This window comes from Rhizobium sp. LjRoot258, assembly GCF_964254185.1.
In the GTDB taxonomy this organism is placed as follows: domain Bacteria; phylum Pseudomonadota; class Alphaproteobacteria; order Rhizobiales; family Rhizobiaceae; genus Rhizobium.
On record NZ_CAXUST020000001.1, the window covers coordinates 3,186,399 to 3,202,392 of the forward strand.

The 15,994-nt window shown below is 61.6% G+C and carries 9 protein-coding genes; all 9 read left to right on the top strand.

The window, feature by feature from the left end; all coding sequences use genetic code 11:
* The first annotated feature begins 1 nt into the window (after nt 1).
* Nucleotides 2-2,419 carry a circularly permuted type 2 ATP-grasp protein gene (locus ACSQ9D_RS15680; protein ID WP_436282968.1) on the top strand — a complete coding sequence of 806 codons (2,418 nt, stop codon included), beginning with the start codon at nt 2-4 and terminating at the stop codon, nt 2,417-2,419.
* The gene (locus ACSQ9D_RS15685) at nt 2,416-3,303 is read left to right on the top strand and encodes a transglutaminase family protein (RefSeq protein WP_436282969.1); all 888 of its coding nucleotides are present in this window, start codon (nt 2,416-2,418) and stop codon (nt 3,301-3,303) included. Before ACSQ9D_RS15680 ends, ACSQ9D_RS15685 begins: the two co-directional genes overlap by 4 nt.
* Nucleotides 3,304-3,475: 172 nt before the next feature.
* Nucleotides 3,476-4,708: a pilus assembly protein TadG-related protein gene (locus tag ACSQ9D_RS15690; RefSeq protein ID WP_436282970.1), complete on the top strand. Its 1,233-nt coding sequence runs from the start codon at nt 3,476-3,478 to the stop codon at nt 4,706-4,708.
* A 270-nt stretch (nt 4,709-4,978) separates the two neighbouring features.
* Nucleotides 4,979-7,441 (top strand): glycogen/starch/alpha-glucan phosphorylase, encoded by a 2,463-nt coding sequence (locus tag ACSQ9D_RS15695; protein ID WP_436282971.1) that lies wholly within the window; start codon nt 4,979-4,981, stop codon nt 7,439-7,441.
* Complete coding sequence (gene glgB, locus ACSQ9D_RS15700; protein ID WP_436282972.1) at nt 7,438-9,645, top strand: 1,4-alpha-glucan branching protein GlgB; 2,208 nt, start codon at nt 7,438-7,440, stop codon at nt 9,643-9,645. Before ACSQ9D_RS15695 ends, glgB begins: the two co-directional genes overlap by 4 nt.
* A 20-nt stretch (nt 9,646-9,665) precedes the next feature.
* Nucleotides 9,666-10,928 carry a glucose-1-phosphate adenylyltransferase gene (gene glgC / locus ACSQ9D_RS15705; RefSeq protein WP_436282973.1) on the top strand — a complete coding sequence of 421 codons (1,263 nt, stop codon included), beginning with the start codon at nt 9,666-9,668 and terminating at the stop codon, nt 10,926-10,928.
* Nucleotides 10,929-10,931: 3 nt separating this feature from the next.
* A complete protein-coding gene (gene glgA / locus ACSQ9D_RS15710; protein ID WP_436282974.1) occupies nt 10,932-12,374 on the top strand; it encodes a glycogen synthase GlgA in 1,443 nt (480 codons plus the stop codon).
* Between the two features lie 6 nt (nt 12,375-12,380).
* Nucleotides 12,381-14,015 (top strand): alpha-D-glucose phosphate-specific phosphoglucomutase, encoded by a 1,635-nt coding sequence (locus ACSQ9D_RS15715; protein WP_037119530.1) that lies wholly within the window; start codon nt 12,381-12,383, stop codon nt 14,013-14,015.
* Between the two features lie 10 nt (nt 14,016-14,025).
* Nucleotides 14,026-15,993 (top strand): glycogen debranching protein GlgX, encoded by a 1,968-nt coding sequence (gene glgX, locus ACSQ9D_RS15720; RefSeq protein WP_436282975.1) that lies wholly within the window; start codon nt 14,026-14,028, stop codon nt 15,991-15,993.
* Nucleotide 15,994: the final 1 nt, after the last annotated feature.

Sequence of the window (15,994 nt, forward strand, 5' to 3'; positions counted from 1 at the left end):
AATGGGCAAAAAACCGACGGCAGAACTGAGAGAAGAGCCACGGGACCGTACCGGCAACGATGCGGTACTCGGCTATGCTCCCCTGCCTGGTGTCGCCGACGAAATGGTCGACACCAACGGCGCCATCCGCCCGGTCTGGCAGCGCTTCTTCGCGCATCTGAGCAGCATGCCTGAAAAGGATCTGACGGAACGCTTCACCCGCGCCGATCGCTACCTGCGCGATGCCGGCGTTTTTTACCGCGCCTACGGCAGCGCTGGCAGCGCCGAGCGCTCCTGGCCGCTTTCGCATGTGCCTGTCTTGATCGATGCACGCGAATGGGAGGTAGTGTCGGCTGGCCTGGTGCAGCGTGCCGACCTGCTGGAGGCGATTGTTGCCGACATCTACGGCCAGAACCGGCTCGTCGCGCAAGGCGTGCTGCCGCCGGCGCTCATCGCCGCCAATCCGGAGTACCAGCGTCCGCTCGTCGGTGTCACCCCGGCTGGCGGCCACTACCTGCATTTCTGCGCTTTCGAGATCGGCCGCGGGCCCGACGGCAATTGGTGGGTGCTGGCCGACCGCACCCAGGCTCCATCAGGCGCCGGCTTCGCGCTCGAAAACCGCGTCGCGACAACCCGCGCTTTCTCCGATATTTACGCCGAGACGCCGGTGCATCGGCTGGCCTCCTTCTTTGGCGCGTTCCGCGATTCGCTGCAGGGTATGAAGCACAGCGGCGACGACCGCATCGCCGTCCTGACGCCCGGCCCCGCCAATGAAACCTATTACGAACACGCCTATATCGCCCGTTATCTCGGGTTCATGCTGCTCGAGGGCGAAGACCTGACCGTCGTCAACGGCAAGGTCATGGTTCGCACCGTCTCCGGCCTGAAGCCGATCACGGTGCTCTGGCGTCGCCTCGATTCAGCCTATGCCGACCCGCTGGAACTGAACCAGAACTCGCATATCGGCACGCCCGGCCTCGTCGAAGCCCTCCGGGCGGAAAGCGTGACGATCGTCAACGCGCTCGGCAGCGGCATCATCGAAACACGCGCGCTGCTTGCCTTCATGCCGACGATCTGTCGCCGGCTGTTCGGCGAAGAACTGAAGCTCCCGTCGATCGCGACCTGGTGGTGCGGTCAGAAGGATGAGCGCGGGCATGTGGCTGACAACATCGAAAAGATGGTTATCGGCCCGGCCTATTCGCGCGCGCCCTTCTTCGACGACAGCGGCGAATCCGTGCTCGGCTCGACCTTGCGTGCCGCCGCCAAGGACTCGATCGGCGATTGGTTGGATTGCGACGGCGCGAAACTCGTCGGCCAGGAAGTCGTGACGCTGTCGACGACGCCGGCCTGGATTGACGGCAAGCTCACGCCGCGGCCAATGTCCTTGCGTGTCTTTGCCGCCCGCACGGCCAATGGCTGGCAGATCATGCCGGGCGGTTTTGCCCGCATCGGCGGCAGCGACGACGTTTCAGCCATCGCCATGCAATCGGGCGGTGCGGCTGCCGACGTGTGGATCGTCAGCGACAAGCCGGTGGAACGGCATACGCTGCTGCCGGCGGAAGGCAGCTTCACCCGCAACATGCCGGGCAGCCTGCCGAGCCGCGCGGCCGACAACCTCTTCTGGCTTGGCCGCTACATCGAACGCGCGGAAGGCGCGCTGCGCATCCTGCGCGCCTGGCACGCCCGCTTTGCCGAGGCCGCCGACCCGAGCCAGCCGTTGCTGGCCGACGTGACGGCCTATCTGGCCGCCGTCGACATCGACACCGAAGATGCGGTGCCAAACACACTGCTGCGCAACATCGACAGCGCCGTCTATTCCGCCAGCAACATCCGCGACCGCTTCTCGCCGGACGGCTGGTTGGCGCTCACCGATCTCGCCAAAACCGCACGGCGGTTCCACGAGACGATTTCTCCAGGCGACGATGCCAGCCATGCCATGACGATCCTGCTGCGCAAACTCGCGGGCTTCGCCGGTCTGGTGCACGAGAACATGTATCGCTTCACCGGCTGGCGCTTCCTCTCGCTCGGTCGCCATATCGAGCGCGGCCTGCACATGACGCGCCTGCTTGGCCACATGTCGGGTACGGACGCCCCGGACGGCGCGCTCGACATGCTGCTCGAAATCGGCGACAGCGTGATGACCCATCGCCGTCGCTACAACGTCAACACCGCCCGCCTGACGGTGACCGATCTTCTGGCGCTCGATCCGCTCAACCCGCGCTCGATTCTCTTCCAGATGAATGAGATCCACCGCGAGGTCGAACAACTGCCGAATGCGCTCGTTAACGGCCAGATGTCGCCGTTCTACCGCGAAGCGATGCGTCTGCACTCCGGCCTTGCCGTCATGACGCCGGAGACGATGAGCGTCGATGTCTATCGTCGCCTCGAACGCGAGCTGGAACTGCTGTCCGACCTTCTTGCCCGCACATATCTCGGGTGACGCGCGTGCTCTACGATCTCTCGCTACACATGGGCTACATCTACGACACGCCGGCCTCCGGCGCACGCCACATCATGCGGCTGATGCCATTGTCGCTGCCTGACCGCCAGCGGCTGATTGCCGGCTCGATCAAGGTCTCGCCGACGCCTGACGAGCAGGCGCACTTCATCGATTTCTTCGAACATCCGGCAACCTCCTTCATGCTGCGAGCGCCGCATGAGAAGCTGGACATTCGGATGCAGGCCCGGGTCCAGGTGGAGAGCCATTCGATCGCGGCGGATTTCTCCCCCGTACTGGCGAAGCTTCCGGACGAGGTCGCGGGTGTCTGGTCGCTGAAGCCTGACGCGCCGCACCATTTTCTCGGCAACAGTCCCCGCCTGCTGGAAACGCGCGCGATCTCGGACTATGCGAAAGCCTGCGCCGAAGCGTCATTGACCGTGCTGCAGATCGCTACCGCGCTCTGCGCCAAAATCCATCAGGATTTCACCTACGACGCCGACGCGACGACCGTGGACACCACCCCGCTCGAGGCCTTCCTGTTGAGGAGCGGCGTCTGCCAGGACTTCGTCCATGTCATGATCCTTGCGCTGCGCAGCCTCGGCATTCCGGCAGGCTATGTCTCTGGCTTCCTGCGCACCATTCCGCCGCCGGGCAAGGAGCGGCTGGAGGGCGCCGACGCCATGCACGCCTGGGTCAGGGTCTGGTGCGGCGAGACGATCGGCTGGGTCGAGCTCGATCCGACGAACAACATCCCGGCCGGCACCGATCACATCGTCGTTGCCTATGGCCGCGACTACGCCGACGTCGCGCCTGTCATCGGCGTACTGAAAAGCTACGGCGGCCAACGCACCGTCCAGGCGGTGGATGTGATCCCGCTGAGTTGATTGACACCCGATAGGTATATTGGCGCGGCGCATCCCTCAGGAAGGCGTTTTCACCGAGACTGCGCACAAGAAAGTGACATTCCGCTAGAATTTTAACGACTTGGTAAAGGTGAACTCAAGAATTGAGGCGCATGAGTTAAGCATTATTGGGGCACTAACTCAGGTGAACATGATGAGCACCTTTCAAGCGCTGAAGTCGAGCCTGTCTCGGCTGCGGAACGACCGGCATGGCAATTTCGGGATCATAAGCGCAATTCTGCTGCCGGTTACGATTGGAGCGGGCGCACTTGCGGTCGACATCACGAACGCTGCGATGGCGAAGCATCAGTTGCAGGAAGCATCCGATGCAGCGGCGCTTGCCACCGCTGCTGCCCTTGCTGACGGGAAAATCGACACAACGACCGCCTCCGCCTTCGCCAAGGATTTCGTTGCCGGTCAGATGGCGAACTTCATTGGCGACACGACCGCGCTGAGGGATGCTACGACCGCCACGGCGACCAAGACGACCTCCAACGGTGGCACAAGCTACAGCGTGAGCGTCTCATCTTCCTACAGCATGGACCTGAGCGGCCTGGCGAAGGTCATCGGCTTCAAGACCACCAATATTGGCGCGGGAAGCCAGACGGCGAGCGGTTATTCCGAGAAGCAGGGTTCCGTCTCGATCTTTCTCGCACTCGATAAATCAGGGTCGATGGGCGACGACACCACAACCACCAACGCAGATACCCCAACTGAAACATATACGTATAATTGCGACTACCACTGGAACGACAAGGGCAAGTGGACGAACAAGTGCACCGGCACGCGTACAAACTACTACACCAAAATCGAAGCCCTGAAGCTTGCAGTCGGCAACTTGACGACAGAGCTCGACAAGGCTGACCCGACGCACATCTACTCCCGCACGGGTGCGGTCTCCTACGATCTCATTACCTATCCGGAAACCAAGCTCGCCTGGGGAACCAGTGCCGTGACGACCTATGTCAACGCGCTCTCGGCGGCCAATGGCACGAATTCCAGCGGTGCGGTGAGCATGGCCTATAGCTCGCTGATGGCGAAGAACAATGCAGGCAACGACAACGAAAACGCTTTGCACCAGGCGAAAACCGGCCAGACGCCCAAGAAGTACATTGTCTTCATGACGGACGGCGACAACAACAATGATACGTCAGGCGGCCGCTCGTATGACACCTTGACGAAGGCCACGTGCGATAAAGCGAAGGGCGATGGCATTGAGATCTACACGGTCGCCTTCATGGCACCTACGAATGGCCAGGCCCTGTTGAAGTATTGCGCGACAGACGACAATCACTACTTCAAGGCAGAAAGCATGTCCGATCTTCTCGCCGCCTTCAAGGAGATCGGCGCAAAGACCTCCGAACAGAAGACACGCTTGATCAACTGATCTCGTCGCGCAGTTTCCCAACAAATAAGCCGCTCCGGAACCAACCGGAGCGGCTTTTCGTTTCAAAAACGCGCTTATCAAAATCGGAAAACCGATTGAAATCAAGTTCTTTCCGCAGCCGGATACCGAGCTTTGTCAATTTTCTCGTTTGGGTAATTCCCTTGTTGCAAGTGCGTTGTAACGATGCATAAACTGCGTCTTTAGTGCGTGGTAAACCGATTGAAATTGGCATAACGTACTGAAACCAAACAGAATTGGCGAGGACTGACGATGAACACCGTTTCGAAGCCGACCATCCCTTCCCCCGCCCCCCGCAGTTCCAAGCCTGAAATTCTCGCCGAAGAAATCATCGAGCGCCTGACCTATCGCATCGGCAAGGATGCGAAGGTCGCCAAGCCTCATGACTGGCTGACTGCCACGATCCTCGTTCTGCGCGACCGCATCATCGACAAGTGGATGGAATCGACCCGCAAGGTCTATGCGACCGGCGACAAGCGCGTTTATTACCTGTCGCTCGAATTCCTCATTGGCCGCCTGATGCGCGATGCCGTCTCGAACCTCGGCCTCATGGAACAGGTTCGCGACGCGCTCGCCTCGCTCGGTGTCGATGTTTCCGTCATCGCCGGCCTCGAGCCAGATGCAGCCCTCGGCAACGGCGGCCTTGGCCGTCTCGCCGCCTGTTTCATGGAAAGCATGGCGACCGTCGAGGTGCCGGCCTATGGCTATGGCATCCGTTATGTGCATGGTCTCTTCCGCCAGCAGCTTGCCGACGGCTGGCAGGTGGAGCTGCCGGAGAGCTGGCTGGCGCACGGCAATCCCTGGGAATTCGAGCGTCGCGAAAGCGCTTACGAAATCGGCTTCGGCGGCACGGTGGATGTCGTCAACAGCCCCGAGGGCGAGCCGCGCTATGTGTGGAAACCGGCCGAGCGCGTCATTGCAGCGGCCTTCGACACGCCCGTGGTCGGCTGGCGGGGCAAGCGCGTCAACACGCTGCGTCTCTGGTCCGCGCAGCCGATCGACCCGATCCTGCTCGATGCCTTCAACGCCGGCGACCACATCGGCGCGCTGCGCGAAAGCAACAAGGCGGAAAGCTTGACGCGCGTCCTCTATCCGGCCGATGCGACGCCGGCCGGCCAGGAACTGCGCCTGCGCCAGGAATTCTTCTTCTCCTCCGCATCCCTGCAGGACATCCTGCGTCGTCATCTGCAGCAGTATGACGACTTCACCTCGCTGCCCGACAAGGTGGCGATCCAGCTGAACGATACGCATCCGGCCGTCTCCGTCGCCGAACTCATGCGTCTGCTGTGCGACGTGCATGGCCTGGACTTCGACCAGGCCTGGGACATCACCCGCGGCACGATCGGCTACACCAATCACACGCTCCTGCCGGAAGCGCTCGAAAGCTGGCCGATCCCGCTCTTCGAGCGCCTGCTGCCGCGTCACATGCAGATCATCTACGCGATCAACGCCAAGGTGCTGGTCGAAGCGCGCAAGACCAAGACTTTCTCCGAGACGGAAATCCGCTCGATTTCTCTGATCGAGGAAAGCGGCGAGCGCCGTGTGCGCATGGGCAATCTCGCCTTCGTCGGCGCCCATTCGATCAACGGCGTCTCGGCGCTGCACACCGACCTGATGAAGGTCACGGTCTTTGCCGACCTGCACAAGCTTTATCCCGACCGCATCAACAACAAGACGAACGGCATCACGCCGCGCCGCTGGTTGCAGCAGTGCAATCCCGGCCTGACCTCGCTGATCCGCGAGGCGATCGGCGACGACTTCCTTGATGATGCCGAAAAGCTGAAGCCGCTCGACAAGTTCGCGAACGATGCAAGCTTCCAGGAGAAGTTTGCGGCAGTTAAGCGTGCCAACAAGGTGGCCTTGTCCAATCTTGTCGCCAGCCGCATGGGCATCAAGCTCGATCCGTCGGCGATGTTCGATATCCAGATCAAGCGCATCCACGAATACAAGCGCCAACTGCTCAACATCATCGAGGCTGTCGCCCTCTACGACCAGATCCGCTCGCATCCTGAGTTGGATTGGGTACCGCGCGTCAAGCTCTTCGCCGGCAAGGCTGCGCCGAGCTATCACAACGCCAAGCTGATCATCAAACTGATCAACGATGTCGCCCGCACGATCAACAACGACCCGGCCGTCCGCGGCCTGCTGAAAGTCGTGTTCGTACCGAACTACAACGTCTCGCTGGCCGAGGTCATGGTGCCGGCTGCCGACCTTTCCGAGCAGATCTCGACGGCCGGGATGGAGGCATCGGGTACCGGTAACATGAAGTTTGCCCTCAACGGCGCGCTGACAATCGGCACGCTTGATGGCGCCAATGTCGAGATGCGCGATCATGTCGGTGAGGACAACATCATCATCTTCGGCCTGCGCGCCGATGAAGTCGCTGCCGCCCGTGCCGACGGCCACAATCCCCGCGCCATCATCGAGGCCTCTCGCGAACTGTCCCAGGCCCTGCAGGCCATCAGTTCCGGCGTCTTCTCGCACGACGACCGAAACCGATACTCGGCGTTGATCGAGGGCATCTATGCCCATGACTGGTTCATGGTAGCCGCCGACTTCGATGCCTATGCCCAGGCCCAGCGCGATGTCGACCAGCTCTGGACCGATTCATCCACGTGGAATTCGAAGGCGATCTACAACACCGCGCGGATGGGCTGGTTCTCGTCCGACCGCACGATACGCCAATATGCCAAGGAAATCTGGAGAGCCGGATGAAAACGCCGAAAGCCACCCTTGAAGTCAGACTTCCCTGGGAGATTTCGGCAGACGAGATAGCGGCAATCCTCGCAGGGTCGCATTCCAATCCTTTCGCCGTTCTCGGCGTTCACAAATCGGGCGATGCCTATGTCGCCCGCTGCTTCATTCCCGGTGCCGAAGAGGTAACAGCGATGGCGCTCGACGGCAGCGTCATCGGGGAACTGAGCCGGCAGCATCCGGACGGCTTTTTCGCCGGACAGGTTTCGCTGACGAAGCTGCAGCCGGTGCGCTACCGCGCCCGGCGCGGCGACGCCGAATGGGCTGTGACCGACCCCTACAGCTTCGGGCCGGTCCTCGGACCCATGGATGACTATTACGTGCGCGAGGGTTCCCACCTGCGCCTGTTCGACAAGATGGGCGCGCACTGGATCAAGCACGAGGGCGCACAGGGCATCCATTTCGCGGTCTGGGCGCCGAATGCCCAGCGTGTCTCCGTCGTCGGTGATTTCAACGGCTGGGACGGCCGCCGCCATGTGATGCGTTTCCGCTCCAGCGCCGGTATCTGGGAGATCTTCGCCCCTGATGTTGCGACAGACGTCGCCTACAAATTCGAAATTCGCGGCCACGACGGCGTTCTTCTGCCGTTGAAGGCCGATCCGTTTGCCCGTCGCAGCGAGTTGCGCCCGAAGACGGCCTCGGTCGCGGCGTCCGAACTGCTGCAGCAATGGGACGACGAAGCGCATCTGAAGCACTGGAGCGAGACCGACAAGCGTCGTCAGCCGATTTCAATCTACGAGGTTCATGCCGGTTCGTGGCAGCGGCGTGATGACGGCACGTTTCTTTCCTGGGACGAGTTGGCATCCCGGCTGATCCCCTACTGCGTCGACATGGGCTTCACTCACATAGAGTTCCTGCCTATTACCGAGCACCCCTATGATCCGTCCTGGGGATACCAGACGACCGGGCTTTATGCCCCTACCGCCCGCTTCGGCGAGCCTGAGGGTTTCGCCCGCTTCGTCAACGGCTGCCACAAGGTCGGCCTTGGCGTCATCCTCGATTGGGTGCCCGCCCATTTCCCGACCGACGAACACGGTCTCGGCTGGTTCGACGGCACGGCGCTCTACGAGCACGAAGACCCGCGCAAGGGCTTTCATCCCGATTGGAATACCGCGATCTACAATTTCGGTCGAACCGAAGTCATTTCCTACCTCGTCAACAACGCGCTCTATTGGGCCGAGAAGTTCCACCTCGACGGCCTGCGCGTCGATGCCGTTGCCTCGATGCTCTATCTCGACTATTCCCGCAAGCACGGCGAATGGATTCCGAATGAGTATGGCGGCAACGAGAATCTGGAAGCCGTTCGCTTCCTGCAGAACATGAACACCCGCATCTACGCCGAGCATCCCGGCGTGATGACCATCGCCGAGGAGTCGACGTCCTGGCCGAAGGTCTCGCAGCCGGTTCACGAAGGCGGCCTCGGCTTCGGCTTCAAGTGGAACATGGGCTTCATGCACGACACTCTGAGCTACATGAGCCGCGAGCCGATCCACCGCAAACATCATCACAACGAGCTGACCTTCGGCCTGCTCTACGCCTATTCGGAGAACTTCGTGCTGCCGCTCTCCCATGATGAGGTGGTGCATGGAAAGGGCTCGCTGATCGCCAAGATGCCTGGCGACGATTGGCAAAAGTTCGCCAACCTGCGTGCCTATTACGCCTTCATGTGGGGCTATCCGGGCAAGAAGCTGCTGTTCATGGGTCAGGAATTTGCACAGTGGAGCGAGTGGAACGAGGCGACATCGCTCGACTGGAACCTGCTGCAGTATCGTATGCACGAGGGCATGCGCCGGCTGGTGCGTGACCTCAACTTCACCTACCGCAGCAAGCCGGCGCTGCATGCCCGCGATTGCGAGGGCGACGGCTTCGAATGGCTGATCGCCGACGACCACGAGAATTCCGTCTTCGCCTGGCTACGCAAGGCGCCGGGCGAAAAGCCGGTTGCCGTGATCTGCAATCTGACACCGGTTTATCGCGAGAACTACACAGTGCGCCTACCGATCGAGGGGCGGTGGCGCGAGGTTCTGAATACCGATGCCGACATCTACGGCGGCAGCGGCAAGGGCAATGGCGGCCGCGTTCAGGCCGTCAATGCCGGCGGCAACATCGCCGCATCGATCACCTTGCCGCCTCTGGCGACGATCATGCTTGAACCTGAGAACTAAAGACTGGTGGGAGGATAAAAATGGTAGAAAAACGTGTTCAGCCACTTGCCCGCGACGCAATGGCTTATGTTCTCGCAGGCGGTCGGGGAAGCCGCCTCAAGGAGCTCACCGATCGCCGCGCCAAGCCGGCGGTCTACTTCGGCGGCAAGACCCGCATCATCGACTTCGCGTTGTCGAATGCCCTGAATTCGGGCATCCGCCGCATCGGCGTCGCCACCCAGTACAAGGCGCACTCGCTGATCCGCCACATGCAGCGCGGCTGGAACTTCTTCCGCCCCGAGCGAAACGAGAGCTTCGACATTCTGCCGGCCTCCCAGCGCGTCTCCGAGACGCAGTGGTATGAAGGCACGGCCGACGCGGTCTACCAGAACATCGACATCATCGAGGATTATGGCGTCGAATACATGGTTATCCTTGCTGGCGACCATGTCTACAAGATGGACTACGAATACATGCTGCAGCAGCATGTCGATTCCGGCGCCGACGTCACGATCGGCTGCCTGGAAGTGCCGCGCATGGAGGCCGTCGGTTTCGGCGTCATGCATGTCGACCAGAACGACAGGATCATCGACTTCATCGAGAAGCCTGCCGACCCGCCGGGCATTCCCGACAAGCCGGATTTTGCACTGGCCTCCATGGGCATTTACGTGTTCCACACGAAGTTCCTGATCGATGCGTTGCGTCGCGACGCCGCCGACCCGAACTCCAGCAAGGACTTCGGCAAGGACATCATCCCCTACATCGTCAAGAACGGCAAGGCTGTCGCCCACCGCTTCGCGCAATCCTGCGTCCGCTCCGATTTCGAGCACGAGCCCTATTGGCGCGATGTTGGGACGATCGATGCCTATTGGCAGGCCAACATCGACCTCACCGCGATCGTTCCGGAACTGGATATCTACGACAAGTCCTGGCCGATCTGGACCTACGCAGAAATCTCGCCGCCGGCAAAATTCGTCCATGACGACGACGACCGCCGTGGCTCGGCGACCTCGTCCGTCGTGGCGGGCGACTGCATCATATCGGGCGCGACGCTCAACAGGAGCCTTCTGTTCACCGGTGTGCGCGCCAACTCCTATTCCAAGCTGGAAGGAGCGGTCGTCCTGCCGAGCGTGAAGGTCGGCCGGCACGCACAACTCAGGGACGTCGTGATTGATCACGGCGTCGTCATCCCGGAAGGCCTTGTCGTCGGCGAGGACCCGGAACTCGATGCCAAGCGGTTCCGGCGGACCGAGAGCGGAATTTGCCTCATCACGCAGCCGATGATCGACAAGCTGGATCTTTGACAAATGAAAGTTCTTTCGGTTTCGTCCGAGGTCTTCCCGCTCGTCAAGACAGGGGGCCTCGCCGACGTGGCGGGTGCCCTGCCGATCGCCCTCAAGCGTTTCGGCGTCGAAACCAAGACCCTCATGCCCGGCTATCCAGCGGTCATGAAGGCGATCCGCAAGCCCGTCGCCCGGCTTCAGTTCGATGATCTGCTCGGCGAGCCTGCGACGGTCCTGGAAGTGGAGCACGAGGGGATCGATATCCTCGTGCTCGATGCACCCGCCTACTACGACCGCGCGGGCGGTCCCTATCTCGATGCAACCGGCAGGGACTATCCCGACAACTGGCGTCGCTTTGCAGCATTGTCTCTGGCCGGCGCCGAGATTGCCGCAGGATTGATGCCGGGCTGGCGGCCCGACCTCGTGCATACGCATGATTGGCAGTCGGCGATGACCTCGGTCTATATGCGCTACAACCCAACGCCGGAATTGCCGAGCGTGTTGACAATCCACAACATCGCTTTCCAGGGCCAGTTCGGCGCCGATGTCTTCCCCGGCCTTCGCTTGCCGCCGCATGCCTTCGCAACCGAAAGCATCGAATATTACGGCAATATCGGCTTTCTGAAGGGTGGCCTGCAGACCGCCCACGCCATCACCACCGTCAGCCCTTCCTATGCCGGCGAAATCCTGACCCCCGAGTTCGGCATGGGCCTCCAGGGCGTCATCACAAGCCGAATCGATTCGCTCCACGGCATCGTCAATGGCATCGATACCGACGTCTGGAACCCGTCGACCGATCCCGTTGTCCACACCCATTACAACGCCACCACGCTGAAGAGCCGCGTCGAAAACCGCACCTCGATCGCCGAGTTCTTCGGGCTTCACAACGACAACGCGCCGATCTTCTGCATCATCAGCCGCCTCACCTGGCAGAAGGGCATGGACGTCATCGCCGCCACCGCCGATCAGATCGTCGACATGGGCGGCAAGCTTGCCATTCTTGGTTCGGGAGACGCGGCGCTCGAAGGTTCGCTGCTCGCCGCCGCCGCCCGCCACCCCGGGCGGATCGGCGTCTCCATCGGCTACAACGAGCCGATGTCGCACCTCATGCAGGCCGGCTCCGACGCCATCATCATCCCCTCGCGCTTCGAGCCCTGCGGCCTGACGCAGCTTTACGGGCTGCGCTACGGATGCGTGCCGATCGTCGCCCGCACCGGCGGGTTGAACGACACCGTCATCGACGCCAATCATGCCGCTCTTGCAGCGAAAGTGGCAACCGGGATACAATTCTCGCCTGTGACGGTATCGGGCCTGTTGCAAGCCATCCGCCGAGCGCTACATCTTTACGCCGATCAAAAAGTCTGGACCCAATTGCAAAAGCAGGGCATGAAATCGGATGTCTCGTGGGAAAAGAGCGCCGAGCGCTACGCTGCCCTCTATTCAAGCCTCGCCCCCAAAGGCAAGTGAGAGAAAATGATAAAATCCGTATCCACTACGCCCTATCAGGATCAAAAGCCGGGCACGTCGGGCCTGCGAAAGAAGGTCCCCGTATTCCAGCAGCCGAACTATGCCGAGAACTTCATCCAGTCGATCTTCGATTCGCTGGAAGGGTTCCAGGGCAAGTGCCTCGTCATCGGCGGCGACGGACGCTACTACAACAGGGAAGTCATCCAGAAGGCGATCAAGATGGCCGCCGCCAATGGCTTCGGCAAGGTGATCGTCGGCAAAGGCGGCATCCTGTCGACCCCGGCAGCCTCCCACATCATCCGCAAATACAAGGCCTTCGGCGGCATCATTCTGTCGGCCAGCCACAATCCCGGCGGTCCGACCGAAGATTTCGGCATCAAGTACAATATCAGCAACGGCGGGCCGGCGCCGGAGAAAATCACCGACGCGATCTATGCGCGCACGAAGGTGATCGACACCTACAAGATCACCGATTTCCCTGATGTGAACCTCGACCGCATCGGCAAGGACGAATTGCCCGGCGGCATGATTCTCTCGGTGCTCGATTCGGTGGAAGACTATACGGCTCTGATGGAAGAGCTTTTCGATTTCGGCGCCATCCGCAACCTCATCAGCCTTGGCTTCCGCATCGCCTTCGATGCGATGAGCGCGGTCACCGGCCCTTATGCCAAGGAAATCTTCGAAAACCGCCTTGGCGCCCCGTCCGGCTCGGTTCGCAATTTCATGCCGCTGCCCGATTTCGGTGGCCACCATCCCGACCCGAACCCGGTTCACTGCAAGGAACTCTACGACGAGATGATGGGCGGCGACGATGCGCCCGATTTCGGCGCAGCATCCGATGGCGACGGCGACCGCAACCTCATCATCGGCCGCGGCATCTTCGTGACGCCGTCCGATAGCCTTGCGATCCTCGCGGCCAACGCCAATCTCGCGCCCGGTTATTCGGGCGGTCTCGCCGGCATCGCCCGCTCCATGCCGACATCGGGTGCGGCTGATCGCGTCGCCGAGCGCCGTGGCATCGGCATGTACGAGACGCCGACCGGCTGGAAGTTCTTCGGCAACCTGCTCGATGCCGGGATGGCGACGATCTGCGGCGAGGAAAGCGCCGGTACCGGCTCCAGCCACGTGCGCGAGAAGGACGGCCTGTGGGCGGTTCTGCTCTGGCTAAACATTCTGGCCGTCCGCGGCGAAAGCGTTCAGGACATCGTCACCCAGCACTGGCAGACCTATGGCCGCAACTACTATTCGCGCCACGACTACGAAGGCTTGGACACCGACGCGGCAAATGGCCTGATGGCAAACCTGCGCAGCCAGCTTGGTTCGCTGCCGGGCAAAAGCTTCGGCCCGCTGAAGGTCGAGAAGGCCGACGACTTTGCCTATCACGATCCGGTCGACAAGTCGGTCAGCGAGCATCAAGGCATTCGTATCCTGTTCGAAGGCGGCTCGCGCGTGGTCTTCCGTCTCTCTGGTACGGGAACATCGGGGGCAACTCTGCGCGTCTATGTCGAGCGGTACGAGCCGGATTCGAGCCGTCACAACATCGAGACGCAGCAGGCGCTCGCCGATCTCGTCGTTGCCGCCGAGACGATCGCGGATATTCGCAGCCGCACGGGCCGCGACGCTCCCTCCGTGATTACCTGACCGGAGCAGCATGGCGGCGAACAAATCCGGGCAAGGCGGGGCGACGATCTTTGAGACCGGCGTTGATTTTGCCGTCTGGTCGCACAATGCCGGACAGATCGAGTTGTGTCTGTTCGGCGACGACGACAAGGAACTAGCCCGCCTGCCGATGGAACGCGGCGATGACCATGTTCATCGCCTCTTCGTCGACGGATTGAAGGAAGGCGCGCGCTACGGCTACCGCGCCGACGGCGTCTATGCACCCGACAGTGGCCTTTGGTTCGACCCGTCGAAGCTCTTGGTTGATCCCTACGCAAAAGAACTCGATCGCCCCTTCCACCATGATCCTCTACTCGGCGCCTTCGGCGCCGAGACGCAGCATCTCGTGCCGAAGGCGATCGTCACCCGCGACATCAGCGGGAAGCCGGCAAAGCCCCTCTTCAGGCCGGGCGGCTTCATCTACGAGGTCGCGGTTCGGCCCTTCTCGATGCTGCATCCGGATATTCCCGAAGCCCAGCGCGGCACGGTCGCAGCTTTGGCGCATCCCTCGGTGATCGCGCATCTGAAGCGTATCGGCGTCGATGCCATCGAGCTCATGCCGATCACCGCCTGGATCGACGAGCGCCACCTGCCGCCGCTCGGGCTGAGAAACGGCTGGGGCTACAACCCCATTGCTTTCATGGCGCTGGATCCGCGGCTTGTCCCTGGCGGCATGGCGGAACTACGCGACACCGTTGCGAAGCTCCATGCGGAAGGCATCGCCGTCATCCTCGATCTCGTCTTCAATCATACCGGCGAGAGCGACCGCTTCGGCACAACGCTATCGCTGCGTGGCCTCGACAATCTCTCCTTCTATCGCCATCTGCCCGGCCGGCCAGGCGAATTGGTCAACGATACCGGAACGGGCAACACCGTCGCTTGCGATCATCCCTATATCAGGCGGCTGATCATCGACAGCCTACGCCACTTTGTGCTCGGCGCCGGGATCGACGGTTTCCGCTTCGACCTCGCCCCCGTCCTTGGCCGTTCCGCAAACGGCTTCGAGGCACACGGCGAAACGTTGACGGCGATGCTCGCCGATGATGTGCTGGCGGACCGCGTGATGATCGCCGAACCCTGGGACATTGGCCCCGGCGGCTATCAGCTCGGCAATTTCCTGGCACCTTTCCTCGAATGGAACGACCGCGTGCGCGACGATGTCAGGTGCTACTGGCGCGGCGACGACCACAAGACCGGCCCGCTCGCGACTGCCCTTGCCGGCTCCTCCGATATCTTCTCCCGAAACGCAGGGACAGGGACGCGCAGTGTCAACTTCCTCGCCGCCCATGACGGCTTTACGCTGAGGGATGTCGTGTCCTACAGCGGCAAGCACAACGAGGCGAACGGCGAGCAAAACCGCGACGGCCACAACGAGAACCACAGCTGGAACAACGGCGTCGAGGGCGAAACCCGCTACCCCGACATCATTCGCAAGCGCGATGACGACCTGAAGGCGCTGCTCTCCACGCTCTTTGCCACCCGTGGCAGCATCATGCTAACGGCGGGCGACGAAGCTGGCCGCACCCAGCGCGGCAACAACAATGCCTATTGCCAGGACAATGAAATCACCTGGGTCGACTGGGCAGCGCTCGACGACGATCTTATCGCCCATACCGCATTCATCTCCGGCCTGCGCAAGCGCTTCTCGGCCTTCGCGGAGATGGGCTTCCTCAACGGCAACGGCGATGTCGAATGGATATCACCCTCCGGCCAGCCGATGAGCGTAAAGGAGTGGGAGACGCCGAACTTTTCCACGCTCGGAATGGTGCTTTCGACGCGCGACGCTGAAAGCAGCAAGTCGACACGGCTGGCCGTGCTTTTCAATCGCTCGGGCGGCGAGGAAATCTTTGCGTTGCCCGGTTCATCCCCATGGCGACGTCTTGCCCCCGATGCCTCGAAGAAATCCGTGACTTCGGCCATCGTGCCGCGCCGCTCGGTCGCCTTCTATCTCGAAAGTTGAT

Excerpts from the sequence above, each read along its gene's own strand:
- ACSQ9D_RS15695 (WP_436282971.1), top strand. The coding sequence starts at position 4,979 with ATGAACACCGTTTCGAAGCCGACCATCCCTTCCCCCGCCCCCCGCAGT.
- glgA (WP_436282974.1), top strand. The coding sequence starts at position 10,932 with ATGAAAGTTCTTTCGGTTTCGTCCGAGGTCTTCCCGCTCGTCAAGACA.
- glgC (WP_436282973.1), top strand. The coding sequence starts at position 9,666 with ATGGTAGAAAAACGTGTTCAGCCACTTGCCCGCGACGCAATGGCTTAT.
- glgB (WP_436282972.1), top strand. The coding sequence starts at position 7,438 with ATGAAAACGCCGAAAGCCACCCTTGAAGTCAGACTTCCCTGGGAGATT.
- ACSQ9D_RS15690 (WP_436282970.1), top strand. The coding sequence starts at position 3,476 with ATGAGCACCTTTCAAGCGCTGAAGTCGAGCCTGTCTCGGCTGCGGAAC.
- glgX (WP_436282975.1), top strand. The coding sequence starts at position 14,026 with ATGGCGGCGAACAAATCCGGGCAAGGCGGGGCGACGATCTTTGAGACC.
- ACSQ9D_RS15715 (WP_037119530.1), top strand. The coding sequence starts at position 12,381 with ATGATAAAATCCGTATCCACTACGCCCTATCAGGATCAAAAGCCGGGC.
- ACSQ9D_RS15680 (WP_436282968.1), top strand. The coding sequence starts at position 2 with ATGGGCAAAAAACCGACGGCAGAACTGAGAGAAGAGCCACGGGACCGT.